Source organism: Thioalkalivibrio thiocyanoxidans ARh2 (genome assembly GCF_000385215.1).
Lineage (GTDB): Bacteria > Pseudomonadota > Gammaproteobacteria > Ectothiorhodospirales > Ectothiorhodospiraceae > Thioalkalivibrio > Thioalkalivibrio thiocyanoxidans.
In genome coordinates, this window is the sequence record NZ_ARQK01000046.1 from 29,387 (window position 1) to 49,261 (window position 19,875).

19 protein-coding genes are annotated in these 19,875 nt (G+C 67.7%); 11 read left to right on the forward strand and 8 right to left on the reverse strand.

What is annotated here, in order from left to right:
- Positions 1 to 149 precede the first annotated feature (149 nt).
- From sdhA to sdhC, 3 genes are read right to left on the reverse strand one after another with little or no spacing between them, the layout of a single operon-like run.
- Positions 150 to 1,925: a succinate dehydrogenase flavoprotein subunit gene (gene sdhA / locus G372_RS0105640; RefSeq protein ID WP_019624650.1), complete on the reverse strand. Its 1,776-nt coding sequence runs from the start codon at positions 1,923 to 1,925 to the stop codon at positions 150 to 152.
- Complete coding sequence (sdhD, locus tag G372_RS0105645; RefSeq protein WP_019624651.1) at positions 1,922 to 2,260, reverse strand: succinate dehydrogenase, hydrophobic membrane anchor protein; 339 nt, start codon at positions 2,258 to 2,260, stop codon at positions 1,922 to 1,924. Before sdhD ends, sdhA begins: the two co-directional genes overlap by 4 nt.
- Complete coding sequence (sdhC, locus tag G372_RS0105650) at positions 2,257 to 2,637, reverse strand: succinate dehydrogenase, cytochrome b556 subunit (RefSeq protein WP_018863690.1); 381 nt, start codon at positions 2,635 to 2,637, stop codon at positions 2,257 to 2,259. The genes sdhD and sdhC overlap by 4 nt, the downstream gene beginning before the upstream one ends.
- A gap of 190 nt (positions 2,638 to 2,827) precedes the next feature.
- Here sdhC and ygfZ point away from each other — a divergent pair, with 190 nt between their 5' ends.
- Together ygfZ and G372_RS14325 are read left to right on the forward strand one after the other, a co-directional pair.
- The gene (gene ygfZ, locus G372_RS0105655) at positions 2,828 to 3,874 is read left to right on the forward strand and encodes a CAF17-like 4Fe-4S cluster assembly/insertion protein YgfZ (RefSeq protein WP_019624652.1); all 1,047 of its coding nucleotides are present in this window, start codon (positions 2,828 to 2,830) and stop codon (positions 3,872 to 3,874) included.
- A gap of 3 nt (positions 3,875 to 3,877) precedes the next feature.
- Positions 3,878 to 4,042 (forward strand): hypothetical protein, encoded by a 165-nt coding sequence (locus tag G372_RS14325; protein WP_012983248.1) that lies wholly within the window; start codon positions 3,878 to 3,880, stop codon positions 4,040 to 4,042.
- A gap of 44 nt (positions 4,043 to 4,086) precedes the next feature.
- Here G372_RS14325 and ribBA read toward each other — a convergent pair whose 3' ends face one another.
- The 5 genes from ribBA to glyA form a co-directional block, all read right to left on the reverse strand.
- A complete protein-coding gene (ribBA, locus tag G372_RS0105665) occupies positions 4,087 to 5,193 on the reverse strand; it encodes a bifunctional 3,4-dihydroxy-2-butanone-4-phosphate synthase/GTP cyclohydrolase II (RefSeq protein WP_019624653.1) in 1,107 nt (368 codons plus the stop codon).
- 27 nt (positions 5,194 to 5,220) lie between these two features.
- Positions 5,221 to 5,904, reverse strand: a complete 684-nt coding sequence (locus tag G372_RS0105670) for a riboflavin synthase (RefSeq protein WP_019624654.1) — start codon at positions 5,902 to 5,904, stop codon at positions 5,221 to 5,223.
- Positions 5,905 to 6,053: 149 nt separating this feature from the next.
- Complete coding sequence (ribD, locus tag G372_RS0105675) at positions 6,054 to 7,229, reverse strand: bifunctional diaminohydroxyphosphoribosylaminopyrimidine deaminase/5-amino-6-(5-phosphoribosylamino)uracil reductase RibD (RefSeq protein WP_019624655.1); 1,176 nt, start codon at positions 7,227 to 7,229, stop codon at positions 6,054 to 6,056.
- Entirely contained in the window at positions 7,229 to 7,780 is a 552-nt protein-coding gene (nrdR, locus tag G372_RS0105680; RefSeq protein ID WP_019624656.1) for a transcriptional regulator NrdR, read from the reverse strand. The genes ribD and nrdR overlap by 1 nt, the downstream gene beginning before the upstream one ends.
- Before the next feature lie 22 nt (positions 7,781 to 7,802).
- Positions 7,803 to 9,062: a serine hydroxymethyltransferase gene (gene glyA, locus G372_RS0105685; protein ID WP_018863684.1), complete on the reverse strand. Its 1,260-nt coding sequence runs from the start codon at positions 9,060 to 9,062 to the stop codon at positions 7,803 to 7,805.
- Positions 9,063 to 9,634: 572 nt separating this feature from the next.
- Here glyA and G372_RS0105690 point away from each other — a divergent pair.
- The 9 genes from G372_RS0105690 (at position 9,635) to G372_RS0105730 (ending at position 19,778) form a co-directional block, all read left to right on the forward strand.
- Complete coding sequence (locus G372_RS0105690) at positions 9,635 to 10,354, forward strand: PEP-CTERM sorting domain-containing protein (protein ID WP_018863683.1); 720 nt, start codon at positions 9,635 to 9,637, stop codon at positions 10,352 to 10,354.
- Between the two features lie 391 nt (positions 10,355 to 10,745).
- The gene (locus G372_RS0105695; RefSeq protein WP_019624657.1) at positions 10,746 to 11,378 is read left to right on the forward strand and encodes a PEP-CTERM sorting domain-containing protein; all 633 of its coding nucleotides are present in this window, start codon (positions 10,746 to 10,748) and stop codon (positions 11,376 to 11,378) included.
- A gap of 162 nt (positions 11,379 to 11,540) precedes the next feature.
- On the forward strand, positions 11,541 to 12,542 hold the full coding sequence (locus tag G372_RS0105700) for a TAXI family TRAP transporter solute-binding subunit (RefSeq protein WP_026340432.1): 1,002 nt from the start codon (positions 11,541 to 11,543) through the stop codon (positions 12,540 to 12,542).
- Positions 12,539 to 15,331, forward strand: a complete 2,793-nt coding sequence (locus tag G372_RS0105705) for a TRAP transporter permease (RefSeq protein ID WP_018863680.1) — start codon at positions 12,539 to 12,541, stop codon at positions 15,329 to 15,331. Before G372_RS0105700 ends, G372_RS0105705 begins: the two co-directional genes overlap by 4 nt.
- Before the next feature lie 27 nt (positions 15,332 to 15,358).
- Positions 15,359 to 15,763: a DUF302 domain-containing protein gene (locus G372_RS0105710; protein WP_018863679.1), complete on the forward strand. Its 405-nt coding sequence runs from the start codon at positions 15,359 to 15,361 to the stop codon at positions 15,761 to 15,763.
- A gap of 12 nt (positions 15,764 to 15,775) precedes the next feature.
- On the forward strand, positions 15,776 to 16,888 hold the full coding sequence (glcE, locus tag G372_RS0105715) for a glycolate oxidase subunit GlcE (protein WP_026340433.1): 1,113 nt from the start codon (positions 15,776 to 15,778) through the stop codon (positions 16,886 to 16,888).
- 3 nt (positions 16,889 to 16,891) lie between these two features.
- Positions 16,892 to 18,157 (forward strand): glycolate oxidase subunit GlcF, encoded by a 1,266-nt coding sequence (gene glcF, locus G372_RS0105720; protein ID WP_019624660.1) that lies wholly within the window; start codon positions 16,892 to 16,894, stop codon positions 18,155 to 18,157.
- Between the two features lie 64 nt (positions 18,158 to 18,221).
- Entirely contained in the window at positions 18,222 to 19,403 is a 1,182-nt protein-coding gene (locus G372_RS0105725; RefSeq protein ID WP_196800082.1) for a pyridoxal-phosphate-dependent aminotransferase family protein, read from the forward strand.
- Positions 19,404 to 19,448: 45 nt separating this feature from the next.
- Entirely contained in the window at positions 19,449 to 19,778 is a 330-nt protein-coding gene (locus G372_RS0105730; protein WP_018863675.1) for a hypothetical protein, read from the forward strand.
- Positions 19,779 to 19,875: the final 97 nt, after the last annotated feature.

The window sequence follows — 19,875 nt, forward strand, 5'->3', positions numbered from 1 at the left end:
CCTGATCTCATACGGTCCGTGGTGCGCAGGATGTGTCAAGCCCTGCGAAATGCACCGAACGTGGTCCGATCAGGCGCCTGTTGATGCGATTCGCTACGCTCATCGCATCCTACGGCCCCACAATCCTCTATTGCAGTACCGGTCGAGCATCAATAGACACGCTCCTCCGGCGGAAACGAGGCCACGCTGGTCGGCTGGGTGCGCACCGGCTTGTAGTCGAGGCTGTCGTCCGCCAGCGAGTACAGGCTGTGCTTGAGCCAGTGCTGGTCGTCACGTTCGGGGAAATCGATGCGCGAGTGCGCCCCGCGACTCTCCTCGCGCCCCAGCGCCGAGCGGATGGTCGCGATGGCGCAGTCCATCAGGTTCTCCAGCTCCATCGCCTCCACCCGGGCAGTGTTGAAGGTGGCCGAGTGGTCCGCGATCACCGCGTGATCCAGGCGCTCGCGCAAGTCACGGACCTTCTCCACCCCCTCGCGCATCACCTCGTCGGTGCGGAACACCGAGCAGTGGTCCTCCATCACCTTGCGCAGTTCGCGTTTCAGCGGTTCGACTTGCTCGGCGGAGCCGTCGCCCGGGTCCTTGCGGTCCCAGCGCGTCAGTCGTGCCATCGCCTGCTCCACCGCCGTCTCGTCCAGCGGTCGGTGGTAGTGGTTCTCGCGCAGGTATTCGAGGATGTCGTTGGCAGCCGCACGGCCGAACACCAGGATGTCCAGCAGCGAGTTGCCGCCCAGGCGGTTGGCCCCGTGCACCGAGACGCAGGCCGCCTCCCCGGCCGCGTACAGCCCCGGCACCGGATCCTCCGGGGTGTCCTTGACCGGCGCCACCACCTGGCCGAGGCGGTTGGTCGGGATCCCGCCCATGCTGTAGTGGCAGGTCGGGAACACCGGGATCGGGGCCTCGATCGGGTCCACGCCGAGGAAGGTCATGCTCGCCTCGCGGATGCCCGGCAGGCGGCTGCGGATGGTGTGCGCGCCCAGGTGGCGCAGGTCCAGCAGCACGTGATCGGCGTTGCGCCCGCAGCCACGGCCCTCGCGCACCTCGGTGGCGATCGACCGGCTGACCACGTCGCGCGAGGCCAGGTCCTTCGCGCGCGGGGCGTAGCGCTCCATGAAGCGCTCGCCCTCGGAGTTGATCAGATAACCACCCTCACCGCGCGCGCCCTCGGTAATCAGCATCCCGCGCCCGGCAATCCCGGTCGGGTGGAACTGCACGAACTCCATGTCCTCCAGCGGCACGCCGGCGCGCAGGGCCATCGCCATGCCGTCGCCGGTATTGATCAGGGCGTTGGTGGTGGTGCGGAATAGCTGCCCCGCCCCGCCGGTCGCGATCAGTGTGGTCTTGGCCTCGATCACGATCGGCTCGCCGGTCAGGATCTCGAAGGCGAGCACACCGAGTACGAAGCCCTGCGCGTCGCGCAGCAGGTCCACCGCGAAGTACTCGTCGAAAAAGTGCGTGCGCGCGCGCAGGTTCTGCTGGTACAGCGAGTGCAGGATCGCGTGCCCGGTGCGGTCGGCCGCCGCACAGGTGCGCGCCGCCTGGTCCTGGCCGAAGTTCTGGCTCTGCCCGCCAAAGGCGCGCTGGTAGATATTGCCGTTGTCCAGGCGCGAGAACGGCACGCCGAAGTGGTCCAGCTCGTAGACCACCTTGGAGGCGGCGCGACACATGTACTCGATCGCGTCCTGATCGCCCAGGTAGTCCGATCCCTTCACGGTATCGAACATGTGCCAGTGCCAGGAGTCCGGCAGCACGTTGGCCAGCGCGGCGTTCACCCCACCCTGCGCGGCCACTGTATGCGAGCGCGTGGGGAACACCTTGGAGACCACCGCGACCTTGGCATCGCCGTTGGACAACTGCAGCGCGGCACGCAGGCCCGCGCCGCCGGCACCGATGATCAGCGCGTCGAATTTGCGCCGGGTCAGTTTCATGCAAGCCCCGTTCGAATCAGGAGGTAGAGGGCCCAAAGGCCCAGAAGGATCAAAGCGCCCGCGCCGAGGGTCAGCACGGTCAGGCGCAGCGCCATCGGCTTCACGTAGTCGAGCACGATATCGCGCAGCCCGATCCACGCATGCAACAGCAGCAGCACGACAAACAGTGCACTGCCCAGCGCCACAGCCGGGTGCGCGATCACCGCCACCCAGGCCGCGTGATCCGCCGGCGGGGCGATCAGGAAATAGGCCAGCACCACGATCACGAACAGTCCGGCATAGACGGCCGTGATCCGCTGCAGCAGCCAGGCGCCCTGTCCCGACAGCAGCCTCACAGGATCAACCCCAGCCAGACGGCAACCGTGGCGAAGATCGCGGCGTACAGGGCATCGCGGGCGGTGCGCAGCGAGCCCGCCCGGTCCTCCCCGATGCCGAACTCCATCAGCAGAAAACGAATCCCGGCGAACAGGTGGTGCAGCAGCCACCACAGCCCGATCAGCAGCAGCGCCAGCCCGACCGGGTGCTGGATGATCGCGGCCACCTGGGCAAAGCCCTCGGGGCTCGCCAGCGAGCGGTCCAGCAGCCACAACAGTACGGGGATGGCGAGAATCAGGAGAATCCCGGTAATACGGTGCAGGATGGAAACCACGGCATTCAGCGGTAGGCGGATCTTGCGCAGATCCAGAAAAACGGGCCGTGCCGGAGAACGCATGCCACCCCCAAAACCGGATGATGAAAAATGTCGGGCTGACACCCTGCAAGAGGTTCGTCTACTATCGACCCGCTTGGTTCAGCCGGTCGCCCGACCTGTGTTGAGCTTACCACCTCAATCCGCCGCCGTGGGTCCCCGAGGCCACCAGCCGAACGGACACACGACGCGCGCTGCCACGGGAGAGTTTTCGATGCGCGAAGACTGGAAGAATCACCTGATCGACGCCGGGGCCGAGTTCGAGGACGACGACCTCGTGCACTATGGCAACCCCGAGCGCGAACGCCGCATGGCCATCAATGGCGAGGTGATCTGCGATCTCTCCCACCGGGGCCTGCTGGAGGTCCGTGGCGAGGACGCGACCGACTTCCTCCAGGGCCAGTTCGGCAACGACATCACCCAGGTCGATGCCAGCCACAGCCAGCTCTCCAGCTATTCCAGCCCCAAGGGACGCGCCTACGCGGTGTTCCGGGTCCTGCGCACCGCGGACAGCTACCTGCTGGAGATGCCAGTCGACCGCATCGAGGCCATCGCCAAGCGGCTGCGGATGTTCGTGCTGCGGGCCCACGTGGTGATCGAGCGCGCCGACGACTCGCGCATCCACTTCGGGCTCTCCGGCCCCGACGCCGAAACCGAGCTGAACAACGCACTGGGCGCCTGTCCCGCGAACGTGGATGACGTAGTCGAGAAAGACGGTGTGACCATCGTGCGCGTGCCCGGGGTACACCCGCGCTTCGAGCTGTTCGGCGAGTTCGAGCCGATGCGCAACGCCTGGGACAAGCTGAACGTGCGCTCGGGCCCGGTCGGGCCGCGCGAGTGGGCGTTGCTCGACATCCTCGCCGGGATGCCGACCGTGGTGGAGGCGACCAGCGAGATGTTCGTGCCGCAGATGCTGAATCTGCATGCACTGGGGGCGATCAACTTCGAGAAGGGCTGCTACCCGGGACAGGAGGTGGTGGCCCGCATGCACTACCTCGGCAAGCTGAAGCGGCGCATGTTCCGCCTGGCGATCCACGCCACGGAACCGCCAAAGCCGGGCTCGCCGGTATTTCGCGCCGAGGGCAAGCCGGAGCAGTCGGATGGCGAGATCGTGGCCGCCGAGCTGCACCCGGACGGGCTCTACTCGGCCCTGGCGGTGGTGCAGGTGGCGGCCGCCGAGGGTGAGCTGCGCTGGGGGTCGCCGGATGGCCCGCGGGCGGAGGTCGTCGGCCTGCCCTACGCGGTACCGGAAGGAGCCTGAGCCATGCGATTCCTGTTCTTCTTTTTCGTCCTGATCCTGCTGGCGCTGTGGGCGGCCTTCTTCAGTCGCCCGAACAACCCGACGCTGTCCAACTGGCTGTACGTGCTGGCCGGGGTCCTCGCCGTGCTGTTCCTGATCGGCTACCTGCGCCTGGACGGGGTGATATAGCGCGGACCAGCACGAAGAGGGCCCTGCGCTATTCGTGCCCCGCCCTATTCGTGAATGTAGTCGACCACCTCGAGCCCGAAACCGCCCAGGCCGTGGAAGCGCTTGGGCGCGGACATCAGCTTCATGCGGCCCACGCCACAATCCGCCAGGATCTGTGCGCCAATGCCGTACATGCGCCACTCGGCCGAGTTCTCGCGCCCGCCGCGCTCCTCCTGCGGCGGCTGCCCGATCTGCTCCAGGCGCTGCGCCAGGGCCTCGGCGCTCTCGTGCTTGCGCAGCACCACCACGACCCCCTCCCCCGCCTCGTCGATGCGGCGCAGGGCGTCGTCCAGCGGCCAGCCACGATCGGGGCCGGCATAGCCCAGCGTGTCGTGCAAGGTGTTCTCCAGATGCACGCGCACCAGGGTGTCCTGCTCCGGCTTCGGCTCGCCGCGTACCAGCGCAAAGTGCAGCTCGTGGTCGACCTCGTCCTGGAATGACAGCAGGCGGAATTCGCCGTGCGCGGTCGGGAACGGGCGCTCCGAGACACGCTGCACGGTCTTTTCGTTCTCGATGCGGTAGCGGATCAGGTCCTCGATCGTCCCCATCTTCAGGTCGTGCTCGGCACAGAAGCGCTCGAGGTCCGGGCGCCGCGCCATGGTCCCGTCCTCGTTGAGGATCTCGACGATCACCGCGGCCGGCTCGGCACCGGCCAGGCGCGCGAGGTCGCAACCGGCCTCGGTGTGGCCGGCGCGCACGATCACCCCGCCCGGCTGCGCCATCAGCGGGAAGACATGCCCCGGCTGGACGATGTCGCCCGGCTGCGCATTAGGCGCCACGGCGGTGCGGATGGTGTGCGCGCGGTCGTAGGCGGAGATGCCGGTGGTCACGCCCTCGGCGGCCTCAATGGACAGCGTGAAGTTGGTGCCGTGCACGTCGTTGGTGTCGGTCACCATCAGTGGCAGCGCGAGCTGCTTGCAGCGCTCGCGGGTCAGCGTCAGGCAGATCAGTCCGCGGCCGTACTTGGCCATGAAGTTGATGTCCTCGGGGCGCACATGCGAGGCGAGCATCAGGAGGTCGCCCTCGTTCTCGCGGTCCTCGTCGTCGACGATGACCACCATGCGCCCGGCCTTCAGTTCCTGGAGGATGGTTTCGGTATTGGAGAATTCCATGCGTGCCTTCGGTCGGGGGCCGCGCGCTCAGTCGCGCGGCCCGGAATGATTGGGAAAGCCCTGTTCGGCCAGCCAGGCCTCGGACAGATCGCCTGCGCCCACGCCCGGCTCCGCCGCGCGCTCGCCCAGCATCAGGCGTTCCAGGTAGCGGGCGATCAGGTCCACCTCCAGGTTTACCGGCGTACCCACGGCGTAGACGGAGAAGCGCGTCAGCGACCAGGTGTGGGGGATGATGTTGACCTCGAACTCGGCCCCGTCGACCCGGTTCACGGTCAGGCTGGTGCCATCGATGGTGATCGAGCCCTTCGCGGCGATGTAGCGCGCCAGCGCGGCGGGGGCACGAAAGCGCACGCGGGTGGAGCGTGCGTCCGGCTCCATCGCGACCACCTCGCCCACGCCATCGACATGGCCCGAGACCATGTGGCCACCGAGGCGGTCGCCCAGGGCCAGCGCCCGCTCCAGGTTGACCCGGTCACCGGGCCCCAGCCCGCCCAGCGTGGTCACATTCAGGGACTCGCGCGAGACGTCGGCGGCGAAGCCCGCGGCCGTCAGGTCGGTCACGGTCAGGCATACGCCATTGACCGCGATGGAGTCGCCCAGACGCGTGTCTGACAGGTCCATCCTGGGGGCATTCACGTACAGGCGCACGTCGCCGCCGCTGGGCATCAGGCGATCCAGGCTGCCGAGGGTCTCGATGATTCCGGTAAACATGGGCCTTGTTTCGGTTACAGGCCGCCCCGGGAGGGGGCGCCGCGAGCCGCCCATCTTAGGGAAACGCGAAGGACTTCGCACCACGTGACGGCGGGCGTATGGGTTTGGCGCCCCAAAGGGGCTGGGCGATCAGCGCCTGGGTGTTTCTCTCAAGCGCGCGGGCGGGCGCGCAGACGCAGGCTGTCGCCGACCCAGCGGCTCTCGAGAATCTCCAGCTCCGCGCGCTCGTCCATGCGCGCCAGCGGCCACTCCACCAGCGGGCGGGCACTCGAGCCGAGCAGCAACGGCGCCTGGTACAGCAGCCACTCGTCCACCCAGCCCCCGCGTGCCAGGGCCCCGGCGAGGCCCGGGCCGGACTCCACATGCAGTTCGTTGACCTCGGCCCGCGCCAGCTCCGCCAGCACCTCGCCGAGATCCAGCCCGCCCTCGGGCGAGTCGCTGGCCAGCGCGATCGGACGCACGTCCGCGCCATGCCCGCGCAAGGTATCGGCCGCCGGCGACCGGGCCGCGTCCGGCCCGGTCAGGATCCACACGGGGCCGCTCTGCAGGATCTGGGCGCCGGGGGGCGTGCGCAGCCGGGCATCCAGGATCACCCGCAGCGGCTGCCGAACCGGCAGGTCCGAGTAGTGCGGGTCATCGGGAAAGCCAGCCTGGGCGGCCAGCTGGTGCGGCTTCATGCGCACGTTCAGGCGCGGGTCGTCGGCCACCACGGTACCGCTGCCGGTCAGGATCGCCCCGGCGCGCGCCCGCCACAGCTGCACATCGCGACGCGCGGCCTCGCCGGTAATCCAGCGTGACTCGCCCGAGGCCATCGCCGTGCGCCCGTCCAGGCTCGCGGCCAGCTTGATCCGGACCCACGGGCGTCCCTGCTCCATACGCTGGACAAAGCCCGGGTTCAGCGCCCGCGCCTCGGCCTCGAGCACGCCGGTTTCGACCTCGACCCCGGCCGCGCGCAGGGCCTTCATACCGCCACCACAGACCCGCGGATTCGGGTCCTGCATCGCGATCACGACCCGGGCCACACCGGCCTGGATCAGCGCCTCGGTACAGGGAGGGGTGCGGCCATCATGGCTGCACGGCTCGAGCGTCACGTAGACGGTACCCCTGCGCGCGGCTTCGCCGGCCGCGCGCAGGGCGTTCACTTCGGCGTGCGGCTCGCCGGCACGCCAGTGCAGCCCCTCTCCGACGATCTCGCCATCACGTACCAGCACGCAGCCCACACGCGGGTTGGGGTCGGCGCTGAAGCGACCGCGATCGGCCAGCTCCAGCGCCCGCGCCATGTGGCGTCGATCCTCCACTGCCTGCTCGTGTCCCGGCTGTGCCATCAGCTGCCCTCCTGCGAATCCCCCGGGGCGGCGGCATCCGTGTCGGCGAGTCCCTCATCGATCAGGCGCAGCTGTGAACGGCGCATCTCCGGCGTCAGGTCATCCTCGAGCCGCTCGATGGCCTCGCGGAAGGACTGCACGCTGGCAAAGCTCAGATAGATGGAGGCAAACCGGATATAGGCCACGTGGTCCAGGGCATGCAAGGCCGCCAGGACCATTTCGCCAATGCGATCGGACTTCACCTCGGGGGCCGCCAGGGAGGCGAGCTGACGCTTGATGTCGTCGATCACGCGCTCGACATCTTCGGTCTTCACCGGGCGCTTGTGCAGCGCCCGGCGCAGACCACTGCGCAGCTTGTCCTCATCGAAGGCGACGCGCTCGCCGGAGCGCTTGACCACCCGCGGCAGGCTGAACTCCGCCCGCTCGAAGGTGGTGAACCGCGCCCGGCACTCGCGGCACTCGCGCCGGCGCCGGATCTGCTCCTGCTCCGGGCCGGCCACCCGCGAGTCGACCACGCGGGTATCGTGGGCGCCACAGGCCGGGCAGCGCATGGCAGGCCGCCGCTACGCCGCGTTATTCGGACGCGCCGTAGACCGGGAAGCGGCGGCAGATCTCGACGACCTTGTCGCGGGTCGCGTCGATCACCTGCTCGTTCTCGTGGTCGTCCAGCACGTCGGCGATCCAACCGGCCAGCTCGCGCGACTCGGCCTCGGTGAAGCCACGGGTGGTCAGCGCGGCGGTGCCGATGCGGATGCCGGAGGTCACGAACGGGGACTGCGGATCGTTCGGCACCGCGTTCTTGTTGACCGTGATGTTGGCGCGGCCCAGGGCGGCATCCGCGGCCTTGCCGGTCATGCCCTTGGACACCAGGCTCAGCAGGAACAGGTGGTTGTCGGTGCCACCGGAGACGATGTCGTAGCCGCGTTCGACCAGGACCTCGGCCATCGCGCGGGCGTTGGCAATCACCTGCTTCTGGTAGGTCTTGAATTCCGGCTCCAGGGCCTCCTTGAACGCCACCGCCTTGCCGGCGATCACGTGCATCAGCGGGCCACCCTGAGTCCCCGGGAAGATCAGCGACTGGAACTTCTTGTTCAGCTCCGGCTGGCCCTTGGTGATGATGAAGCCGCCACGCGGCCCGCGCAGGGACTTGTGCGTGGTCGAGGTGACCACGTGGGCGTGGTCGATCGGGTTCGGATATTCGCCGGCGGCGATCAGGCCGGAGACGTGGGCCATGTCCACCATCAGGTAGGCGCCCACGGAATCGGCGATCTCGCGGAAGCGCTTCCAGTCGACCACGCGCGAGTAGGCGGAGAAGCCGGCGACGATCATCTTCGGCTGGTGCTCGGTGGCCAGGCGCTGGACCTCGTCGTAGTCGATCAGGCCCTCGTCGGTGATGCCGTACTGCACCGCGTTGTAGATCTTGCCGGAGAAGTTCGGCTTGGCGCCGTGGGTCAGGTGACCGCCGGCGTCCAGGCTCATGCCGAGCACGGTGTCATGCGGCTGCAGCAGGGCCATGTACACCGCCGCGTTGGCCTGCGAGCCGGAATGCGGCTGCACGTTCGCGTAGTCGGCGCCGTAGAGCTCCTTGAGACGGTCGATCGCGAGCTGTTCGACGATATCCACGTACTCGCAGCCACCGTAGTAGCGCTTGCCCGGATAGCCCTCGGCGTACTTGTTGGTCAGGACGGAGCCCTGGGCCTCCATCACGCGCGGGCTGGTGTAGTTCTCGGAGGCGATCAGCTCGATGTGCTCTTCCTGGCGCTGCGCCTCCTTGCTGATCGCGCCCCAGAGTTCGTCGTCGTAGCCGTGGATGCTCATGTCGATCGAAAACATTCGGATCTCCCGTTTCATTCATTCGTGGATTCGGTCTCCCGGCGCGCCGACTCGCCAGCGCAGGCCTGGGAAGGGGGAAACAAAGACGCGTAATGATAGGGGATGCGGGGCATTTTTTCAGGCCGCCGCCACGGCACGGCCCCGCCCCGGGTCCAATGGCGCTTGGCGCCGGACCGCGAATATTGCCTGTTTTTCATGCAGATAAACCGTATCCCCGCGTTCCCGAAAGCTCGACGGGACCGCAACGATGTCCGGCGCATACAACCCCGTGTCCCATTTCTTTACACCCGGCCCCGGCCGGGGAATCCCCGCCGACCGCGGCCCTCGACGCGTGCGGGGCACCACTCGCCCGAACAGGGGGCAAGCAAGGTGTCGCACATTTTTACGCCACCCCCCAGTCCAGTGCTGTGCGGCAGCGGGAGTAAGGGGTCTATCCATCTGTTTTTACGGATGCGTTCCCGAGACCAGCCCGGGTGGCATCGTTTCTGCATAGTCCTGGATGCAAAAGGATCCGGATGGGCCGGATCCGCGCAAGCCACCCAGGGGGCCCCTACCCAGGGAAGGTAAATTGAATGAAACCAACACGCTTCACACCCTATTTCGCGAGTGCGGCCCTGTTGCTGGGCCTGGGACTGTCCGGCGCCACACAGGCTTCCACGATCGACCCGCTGCTGGAGTGCTCCAGCCTGGACGGAGGCGTTGAAGATCGCGTCACCACCAACATTGGCTGTCAGATTCTCTCGCCGCTGGACGGGCATGCGAACGATCCCGTGGGGGGCGACCCCTCGAACTGGATCGTCAACACGGCCGGTGGCACGGGTTTTTTCGGCATCAGCAACTGGCAGTTCGACGGCCGCTGGGAGGATCCGAAGAAGGAAAATGACGAGAATAACGGAAACGATGAACCGCAGCCCCTGGAGTTCGACCCGGCCGATCCGACCCTTAACCTGGTCACGATGAACGGCGACGCCCAGGGCGGGACCTGGACGCTCGATCCGAGCTTTGTCTACGGCGACCTGTTGTTCCTGTTCAAGGACGGCGGCAGCACCAATCTGACCGGGTTCCTGATGACCGGCTACAGCGGCAGCTATCTCTCGCCGTTTATCGAACCGCCGTTTGACTTCCCGGGCGCAAGCCCCAGGGACATCTCCCACGTGAGCATCTATTACCGCCCCAACGGGGACATACCGGAACCCCACACCCTGCTCCTGCTGGGACTGGGACTGGGCCTGCTGGGTCTCGCCCTGCAGCGGAAATCGCGCAGGCGTTCGCAGGGCTCCCTGACAACCTGACGACACCCAACCAACACACCCCATCCATGATGGCGCCCATGTGGCGCCATCATTTCGTTTAGCCCCTCCTGGCGACGGTCAACGGCCGGTCGCATCTGCCTCTGTCGGCTTTCTTTACACCTCGACCACGCCCCGTGGTCAGCGATATCCCGCGCAGGGCGCCAACCTGCTGTTTTGCGAAGCCAATCACTGCGAACGAGCCAATCTGGCACAGGACATGCTGGATATCGCTTTCGATGAGTGATGGCACTTTCGGGCGAAGTCGGCCACGGCCGCATTCATTAGGGAAACACTGATGCATGCGCATGCCCGCGCTGGTACTCCAGGTTTCCCGCGAAACCACGGAGGGACTTTCGTCCCATGGAGGTAAGCCCGAATGTCATCCAAGCCTTTGCCCACGTTCCTGGCCGGGATCCTGCTCATGCTGAGTCTGTCGCTTTCCGGGACCACCCACGCCACACTTCTCGATTGCAATGTCCTGCCCGGCAGCGTCGGCGACGCGGTCACCAGCAATCTCGGCTGTCAGATCCTGTCACCACTGGATGGCGCGGCCACCGACGCCACCACCGGGGACCCCTCGCACTGGCTGGTCAATACGGCGGGGAACACAGGATTCTTCGGGATCAGCGACTGGGGGTTCGATGGCCGCTGGACCTCTCCCGGGATGAACAGTTCAAGCCTCGCCAGCTTTGACGGCAACCGCCACCGAGGACAGTGGACCCTCGATACCGAGTGGGATTATGGCGACCTGCTGTTCGTCTTCAGGCATCGCACCGGCACCAACCTCGTCGGGTTTTTGATGACCGGCATGAGTGGCGAATACACCTCTCCTTTCACCAAACCGCCATTCAGTTTCCCGGGTGCGGCCACGCGCAACATCTCGCATATCAGCGTGTACTATCGGCCGAGCGAGACCCGCACCGTGCCCGAACCACAGACGATGCTGCTCCTGGGTGCCGGACTTGGCTTGCTGGCGTTCATGCTGCGCCGGGGCAAGCGGCAGCGGCCCCGTCCTGCACTTTAGGGAGACGCCTTACGCCAGGGAGACGCCTTGCGCCTCCTCAGGGGCACGCCGAACAGGCGTGCCCCTGAGCTGGAACGACGGCCGTCATGCACCCCGTCTCGGGTTTCCCTAGAATCCTCGTCATTGCCGCGAATTCATTGCCGGCATAGTACCGGAGGGCGTATGCATCGATTCAGTGTGCTGAGGACCGACCGGCGGTGGCTGCGCCGACCAGGGGCAGTTCTCGCCTTGGCTGCGCTGCTTCTGGCCACCACGGCGCAAGCCGAATCGCGATTCATCAATATTGGCACCGGCGGGGTGACCGGCGTGTACTACCCGGCGGGCCAGCACCTGTGTCGCCTGTTCAACACGCGCCGCGACGAGCACGGGATGCGCTGTACGGCGGAGAGCACCGGCGGCTCCGTGTTCAATCTCAACATGATCCGCTCGGGCGACATGGACTTCGGCGTTGCGCAGTCTGACCTTCAACACCACGCCTACCGCGGTACCGGGCGCTTCGAGGAATACGGGCCCACCACCCATTTGCGTGCGGTCTTCAGCCTGCACGCCGAACCGCTTACCCTGGTGGTACGCCCCGATGCGGGCATCGAGGGGCTGGACGACCTGCCCGGCAAGCGCGTCAACATCGGCAACCCCGGTTCCGGTCAGCGCATCCTGATGGAAGAACTGATGGAAGCACTGGGCTGGGACCATGACAGCTTCCGCCGGGTCGGCGAGCTGCCTTCCCGCGAACAGGCGCAGGCCCTGTGCGACAACCGCATCGACGCCTTTGTGTTCTCCGTCGGCCACCCCTCGGCCGCGATCCAGGAACCCATTGCAACCTGCGACGCTCGGCTGGTCTCGATCGAGGGCTCGACGATCGACCAGCTGGTGAAGGAGACGCCCTATTACCTGCGCGCGGTAATTCCGGCCGGTACCTACCCGAACCAGGACGACGACATCCACACCTACGGCGTCGGCGCCACGCTGGTCACCTCGTCCCGCACCTCGGACCGCGCCGTCTACGAGATCACCCGTGCGGTGTTCGAGAACTTCGAGACCTTCCGCGGTCTGCACCCGGCGTTCGGGCCTCTGGAGCGCGAGACGATGGTGGACGAAGGATTGTCGGCCCCGCTGCATCCGGGGGCCCAGCGCTACTTCCGTGAAGCGGGGCTGATCGAATGAGCGAGACCAGGGGGACAACCGGGGAGACCACGGAACCGCCAAACAACGCGGCCGAGACCGCTCAAGAGCTGGAGTTCGGCGCACGCCACCCGGGACGTCCCACGCGCACTCTCATCTGGCTGACCGCAGTCGCCTGGTCGCTGTTCCAGATCTGGATCGCCTCGCCCCTGGCCGACTGGCTGGACGTCTTCGTGGTCTCGGATACCGAAGCGCGTTCAATCCATCTGGCGTTTGCGATATTCCTGGCCTACCTGCTCTTTCCCGCGATCCGCCCGGGTACGCGCCACACGAGCTGGCCGCGCGCTATCGGGGTGACCTATGCCCTGGGCGGGCTGTTGCTGATGGCGCTCGGGGTCTGGCAGCTGCTGGGCCTGGAGCGCCTGGCCGAGGTCTACGTAGTCATCGGACTGGGCCTGCTGGTGGTTGCATTGCCGCTGCTGCGCGGCCGGGACCCCATCCACCATGTGCCCCTGACCGACTGGATGTTCGCGGCGATCGCGGCCTTCAGCTCGCTGTACCTGTACCTGTTTCACGCCGAACTGGCCGATCGTCCCGGCGCCCCAACAGACGTCGACCTGATCGTTGCCGGGCTCGGCCTGATCCTGCTGCTGGAGGCCACCCGCCGGGTGCTGGGCCCGGCGCTGACGATCATCGCCGCGATCTTCCTCTTCTACACCTTCGCGGGCCCGATCATGCCCGACCTGATCGCCCATCGCGGAGCCAGCTACCCGCGCGCAATGGCCCAGCAGTGGCTGTCCAACGAGGGGGTCTTCGGCATCGCGCTCGGGGTCTCGACCAGCTTCGTATTCCTGTTCGTGCTGTTCGGCGCACTGCTGGAACGAGCCGGTGCGGGCGACTACTTCATCCGGGTGGCATTCTCCCTGCTCGGGCACATGCGCGGTGGCCCGGCCAAGGCCGCGGTGATGGCCTCCGGGATGACGGGCGTGGTCTCGGGCTCCTCGATCGCCAACGTGGTCACGACCGGGACCTTCACCGTGCCCCTGATGAAGCGGGTGGGCTTTGCCCCGCACAAGGCGGGGGCCGTGGAGGTTGCCAGCTCCGTGAACGGCCAGCTGATGCCGCCGGTAATGGGTGCCGCCGCGTTCCTGATGGTCGAGTACGTCGGCATCCCCTACGTCGAGGTCCTCAAGCACGCGATCCTGCCCGCCCTGATCGCCTATATCGCGCTGATCTACATCGTGCACCTGGAGGCCTGCAAGAACGGCATGGAGGGCCTCAGGCGCGCCACTGTCACCACCTGGCGCGGCCGCCTGATCAGCTTCGGGATTACCGTCTCCAGCCTGATCATCCTCGCCGCCGCGGTGTACTGGGGGCTCGGCTGGATCAAGGACCTGGCCGGCGACGCCGCCGCCTGGATCATCGCCGGTTTGCTGTTTACCGCCTACCTGGTGCTGTTGTGGATTGCCGCCCACGAGCCGGAGGCGGAGCCGCTGGATACCGAGCGTCCCCTGCCGCGCGTGCTGCCCACGGTGCTGGGCGGCCTGCACTACGTGCTGCCGCTGGTCGTGCTGGTCTGGGCCCTGGTCGTGGAACGCCTGTCGCCGGGGCTTTCGGCCTTCTGGGCCGTGGCGTTCATGATCTTCATCGTGCTGACCCAGCGGCCGCTGGTCGCGCTGTTCCGGGGCCAGGGCCGGCTCGCCCAGGCAACCTGGGTCGGCGTCTGGGAGCTGTTCCAGGGCTTCGAGACCGGCGCGCGCAACATGATCGGCATCGGTGTCGCAACGGCCGCGGCCGGGATCATCGTCGGCACGGTCGCGATGACCGGGGTCGGACTGGTGCTGACCGACCTGGTCGACACCCTCTCCGGCGGCAACCTGCTGCTGGTGCTGCTGCTGACCGCGCTGATCAGCCTGATACTGGGTCTGGGTCTGCCGACCACCGCGAACTACATCGTGGTCGCAACCCTGATGGCCCCGGTCATCGTGGAGCTGGGCGCGCAGAACGACATCCTGATCCCGCTGATCGCCGCACACCTGTTCGTGTTCTACTTCGGCATCATGGCGGACGTGACGCCGCCCGTGGGGCTGGCCTCGTTCGCCGGCGCGGCCGTCGCGAAGGCGGACCCGATCCGCACCGGGATACAAGCCTTCGCCTACAGCCTGCGCACCATCGCGCTGCCCTTCTTCTTCATCTTCAACAGCCAGTTGCTGCTGATCGGCGTGGACAACGTGTTCCAGCTGCTGCTCGTCTTCTTCGGCTCGCTGGCGGGCATCCTGCTGTTTACCGCGGCCACCCAGGGCTGGTTCCTGGCCCGCAGCCGACACTGGGAGTCGGCATTGCTGCTGGTCAGCGCATTCGTGCTGCTGGCCCCGACCGTACTGATGGATCGGGTGGCCGAGCCCTACGAGCGCGTGCCGGCAGAACAGCTGTTCGAGGTCGTGGAGACCATCCCGGATCGCGAATCGCTGCGGGTGGAGGCCATCGGCATCGACCTGGAGGGCCGCGAGATCACCCGCACCGTGATGTTCCCTCTGGGCGACCCGGACCTGGAGCCGCGCGAACGCCTGTCCGATGCCGGGCTCGACGTAACCTTCGACGAGGAGACGGAAAAGGCCCGTATCCAGACGGTTGCTTTTGGCAGCCCGGCCGGCCGGGTAGGCTTGGAGGGTGGCTGGACGATCACCAGCGTGCTCGTGGAAACGGACCGGCCGAGCCCCTACTGGTGGTACCTCCCGGGCCTGCTGCCGGCACTGCTGGTGGCCTGGAACCAGCGCCGGCGCGAGCCGCCCACCGGGCCCACTGCGACGGCACCCGCGCTCAGCGCCTGACGATCCACGCGACAGGAAACCTGCACCATGGAACAACCCAAATACGGCTTTAACGTGCTCGTGAATGCCCCGATGGATACGACCATCGAGCGCACGACGGCGGCACTGGGCGAGGAGGGCTTCGGCATCCTCAGCGAGATCGACGTGGCCGCCGCCTTCAAGAAGAAGCTGGATCTCGATCATCGGCCCTACCGCATTCTCGGCGCCTGCAACCCGCACCTCGCGCGCCAGGCCATAGAGGCCGATCCCAACATTGGCCTGCTGCTGCCCTGCAACGTGCTGGTGCAGGACAACCAGGATGGCACCTGCACGGTCGGCTTCATGGACCCCGTGGCGGTCATGGGACTGGTGGACAAACCGGGCGTCGAGGCCCTCGCCAGTGATGTCCGGCAGCGCCTCGAGCGGGTGCGTCTGGCGCTGGAAACCGGCTAAGCCCCGCGCGCAGTGAGAGACGCCAGGGACCATGCTCCCGCCCTCGCGGAGACCGTCCGCGAGGCCAGTGTCACAGGCACACGGATCGCCGTGCGCGGCGGGCGCCGGCATTACGCTCAGGCCTTCCCGGCCGGCGTTCCCTCCGGCGTGTTCGAGCTGGAGTGCCGCAATCACCGCGGCATCGTGACCCTGGAGCCCAGCGAGCTGGTCGTCACAGTGCGCAGCGGCACCCCCGTGGTCACGCTGGACCAGGCCCTGGCCGAAGTCGGCATGATGCTCCCCTTCGAACCCGCGCTGGGTGCACCAGAGGCCAGCGTCGGTGGCATGGTCGCGCTGGGGCTCTCGGGCCCACGCCGTCCCTGGGCGGCCGCGCTGCGCGACGCCGTGCTGGGCACCCGGATCGTGAACGGGCGCGGCGAGATCCTGCAGTTCGGCGGGCAGGTGATGAAGAACGTCGCGGGCTTCGATGTCTCCCGCCTGATCTGCGGCAGCCTGGGCGGACTCGGGCTGATCCTGGAGACCAGTTTCAAGCTGCTGCCGCGACCGGCCTGCGAGCGCTACCTGCAACGCGAGGATGATGCCGAGTCGTTCATCGCGCGCTGCAGCGCCTGGGGGCGCACCGGGTGGCCATTCTCGGGGATCGCCTGGCACGACGGCGTCACCCATATCCGTCTCGGCGGCGGCGAGGAGGCGGTTGACGAGGCCATCCAGCGCATCGATGCCGAGCCCGGCGACCCGGCCCGGGGATTCTGGGACGCACTGCGTGACCGCAGCCTGCCCTTTTTCGTTGACGAGCTGGCCACCAACGCCCGGCTGTGGCGGATCAGCCTGCCGCCGGCGACAGAACCGCTCGCACTGTCCGGCGAGTGGCTGATGAGCTGGGCCGGCGCGGAGCGCTGGCTGCGCACGACAGAACACCCGGAGACCGTGCGTCGCGCCGTGACCGCGGCCGGGGGGCACGCCCGCCTGTGGCTCGGCGATGCCCCGGGCGTGCCCCGCCTGCACCCGCGGGGCGAGGCCCTGGAGGCCCTGGAAGGCCGCCTGCGCGAGGCCCTGGACCCGGACGGTGTCTTCTTCGCCCCCCTGCTGCCGAACCCCCGTTCCCGCCGGCCGCGCACGACCTGAGCCATGGAGACACGGCTGCACGAACGCTTTGCGAACGACCCGGCCGCGCGCATCGCGGAGGATGCGCTGCGCGCCTGCGTGCACTGCGGCTTCTGCAACGCGACCTGTCCGACTTACCAGGAGCTGGGCGACGAGGTCGACGGCCCGCGCGGCCGCATCTACCAGATCAAGGAAATCCTCGAATCCGGCGAGGCCAACCCGACCGCGCGCACCCACCTGGACCGCTGCCTGACCTGTCTCAACTGCATGACCACCTGCCCCTCCGGGGTGGATTACAACCACCTGGTCGCCTATGGCCGGGAGGTGATCGAGCATGACCTCGACCGAAACTGGCGCGAGCGGGCCCTGCGCGGCCTGCTGTCCCGCGCGCTGCCCGCGCGCTGGCCGTTCCGAATGGCCCTGGGGCTGGGGCGCCTGGTCCGCCCTGCCCTGCCCGCGGCCCTGCGCCGCCGCGTACCCGAGCGGCACGGCGCCAGGAAGGCGGCACAACCGGCCCCTTCGCAAGTACTGGAAGGTTTTCCCCACGGGCGCATCCTGCTGCTGGCTGGCTGCGTGCATGACGCAATCGACGCGCGCACCAACGCCTCGCTGAAGAACCTGCTTGGTCGCCTTGGTATCGAGGTCGTGGAAGTCGGTGAAACGCGTTGCTGCGGCGCAGTCGAACACCACTTGGCCTTCGAGGATCGGGCCCGGCAACGGGTACGCGCCAACCTCGGCGCCTGGAAAGGCGTGCTCGACCAGGGCGTGGACGCGGTGGTCAGCACCGCCAGCGGCTGCGGCGTGATGCTGCGCGACTACGGCCACCTGCTGGCTGGCGACCCCGACTACGCGGAACGCGCACGCGACGTCTCCGAGCGCGTACGCGATCCGGTGGAGCTGTTCACACCGGCTGCCATCGAGAAGCTGGGCATCCGCGCGCCGCAGGGCCACGACCCGATCGCCTGGCACGCCCCCTGCACCCTGCAACATGGCCAGCGCCTGGCCGGGCGTGTGGAGCCGTTGCTGCAGGCGGCCGGTTTCGAACTGTCACCCACGGGGGAACCTCACCTGTGCTGCGGCTCGGCGGGGACCTACTCGATCACCCAGCCGGCGATGGCCGCCCGGCTGCGTACCCGCAAGCTGGACAATCTGGAGGCCACCGCGCCCGCGCGCATCGTGACCGCCAACGTCGGCTGCCAGACGCATCTGCAATCCGGCACCGACACCCCGGTCGAGCACTGGCTGACGCTGCTCGAACGCCATTGCCCGGCAACTCCCGCCGGTGCGTAGGGGCGCTTGCCCGGGCTCCTGCGGCGATCTAGATTCCCCCTTTTCCAATCCGGTAGACGCATCCATGCAGGCAAAATCCTTTCTCCCCCCGCAGCGCACCCTGATGGGCCCCGGCCCCTCCGACGTGAACCCGCGCGTGCTGAGCGCGATGAGCCGCCCGATCATCGGCCACCTGGATCCGGTGTTCGTCGGCATGATGGAGGAGATGAAAAGCCTGCTGCAGTACGCCTTCCAGACCGAGAACGCGCTGACCCTGCCGGTCTCCGCCCCCGGTTCCGCCGGCATGGAGACCTGCTTCGCCAACCTGGTGGAGCCGGGCGACAAGGTGATCGTCTGCATCAACGGCGTGTTCGGCACGCGCATGAAGGAGAACGTCGAGCGCTGCGGCGGCACCGCCGTGGTGGTGGAGGACGACTGGGGCGCCCCGGTCTCCCCGGAGAAGGTCGCGGACGCGCTGAAGGGCAACCCGGACGCGAAGGTCCTGGCCTTCGTGCATGCCGAGACCTCCACCGGTGCCTGCTCCGATGTCGAGACCCTGTGCCGGATGGCCCGCGAACACGACTGCCTGACCATCGTGGACGCCGTCACCAGCCTGGGCGGCAGCCCGCTGAAGGTCGACGACTGGGGTGTGGATGCGATCTACTCCGGCAGCCAGAAGTGCCTGTCCTGCACCCCGGGCCTGTCGCCGGTCAGCTTCAGCCAGCGCGCGGTGGACCGCATCCAGGCGCGCAGCCACAAGGTGCAGAGCTGGTTCCTCGACCTGAACCTGGTGATGGGCTACTGGGGTGGCGGCGGCAAGCGCGCCTACCACCACACCGCGCCGATCAACGCCCTGTATGCGCTGCACGAGTCGCTGGTCATCCTCGCCGAGGAAGGCCTGGAGAACAGCTGGACCCGCCACGCCCGCCACCACACGGCACTGCGCGCGGGCCTCGAGGCGATGGGGCTGAAATTCCTGGTCGACGAGGCCCACCGCCTGCCGCAACTTAACGCCGTGCACGTCCCCGAAGGCGTGGACGAGGCCGCGGTGCGCGCGGAGCTGCTAGAGCGCTACAACCTCGAGATCGGCGCCGGGCTCGGCCCCTATGCCGGCAAGGTCTGGCGCATCGGTCTGATGGGCCATGGCGCGAACGAGCGCAACGTGTCGCTGTGCCTGTCCGCACTGGAGGCGGTGCTGGCCGACATGGGCGCGGTGAAGCCGGGCCAGGCCCTGGCCGCCGCCCGTGCGAGCTACAAGCAAGCGTAGCGCTGGACCACCCGAGCCGATAACGAAACCTGCGGGAGACGCAACATGACGCTTTCCGAACTACTGCAGTACCTGGACGAGAACATGGACGGGGTCTTCCTGGACGGCGACTCCGCCAGCACCCTGGAGAAGGCCCGCAGCGGCGAGCACCGCAATCCAATCGCGGCCGAGGTGCTGACCACGCTGATGGACGGTGCCGGTGCCGACGGCCCGGACACCACCCTGGAGCGCGCCGAGGCGGTCAAGGCCATCGGCCCGCTGCGCCTGAAGTACATGGCCGACGACGCCCCGGTCGAGGGCTTCCGCCTGGTGGAAAAGACCATCGTCACCATCGACGCGGCCTACAACGACGAGGCCCTCTCCTCGCGCGGCTGACACCCCTCGACCCAGTCATCCTCCCGGATCACCGCTTCACTGCCTCCGGGATCGCGCTGCCTGGTTCGGTGGGTAGAGCCGGGTTGCGTGCTGGCCG

Coding starts and splice junctions, on each gene's coding strand:
- sdhA (WP_019624650.1), bottom strand. CDS start 1,925: ATGAAACTGACCCGGCGCAAATTCGACGCGCTGATCATCGGTGCCGGC.
- sdhC (WP_018863690.1), bottom strand. CDS start 2,637: ATGCGTTCTCCGGCACGGCCCGTTTTTCTGGATCTGCGCAAGATCCGC.
- ygfZ (WP_019624652.1), top strand. CDS start 2,828: ATGCGCGAAGACTGGAAGAATCACCTGATCGACGCCGGGGCCGAGTTC.
- G372_RS14325 (WP_012983248.1), top strand. CDS start 3,878: ATGCGATTCCTGTTCTTCTTTTTCGTCCTGATCCTGCTGGCGCTGTGG.
- ribBA (WP_019624653.1), bottom strand. CDS start 5,193: ATGGAATTCTCCAATACCGAAACCATCCTCCAGGAACTGAAGGCCGGG.
- G372_RS0105670 (WP_019624654.1), bottom strand. CDS start 5,904: ATGTTTACCGGAATCATCGAGACCCTCGGCAGCCTGGATCGCCTGATG.
- ribD (WP_019624655.1), bottom strand. CDS start 7,229: ATGGCACAGCCGGGACACGAGCAGGCAGTGGAGGATCGACGCCACATG.
- nrdR (WP_019624656.1), bottom strand. CDS start 7,780: ATGCGCTGCCCGGCCTGTGGCGCCCACGATACCCGCGTGGTCGACTCG.
- glyA (WP_018863684.1), bottom strand. CDS start 9,062: ATGTTTTCGATCGACATGAGCATCCACGGCTACGACGACGAACTCTGG.
- G372_RS0105690 (WP_018863683.1), top strand. CDS start 9,635: ATGAAACCAACACGCTTCACACCCTATTTCGCGAGTGCGGCCCTGTTG.
- G372_RS0105700 (WP_026340432.1), top strand. CDS start 11,541: ATGCATCGATTCAGTGTGCTGAGGACCGACCGGCGGTGGCTGCGCCGA.
- G372_RS0105705 (WP_018863680.1), top strand. CDS start 12,539: ATGAGCGAGACCAGGGGGACAACCGGGGAGACCACGGAACCGCCAAAC.
- G372_RS0105710 (WP_018863679.1), top strand. CDS start 15,359: ATGGAACAACCCAAATACGGCTTTAACGTGCTCGTGAATGCCCCGATG.
- glcF (WP_019624660.1), top strand. CDS start 16,892: ATGGAGACACGGCTGCACGAACGCTTTGCGAACGACCCGGCCGCGCGC.
- G372_RS0105725 (WP_196800082.1), top strand. CDS start 18,222: ATGCAGGCAAAATCCTTTCTCCCCCCGCAGCGCACCCTGATGGGCCCC.
- G372_RS0105730 (WP_018863675.1), top strand. CDS start 19,449: ATGACGCTTTCCGAACTACTGCAGTACCTGGACGAGAACATGGACGGG.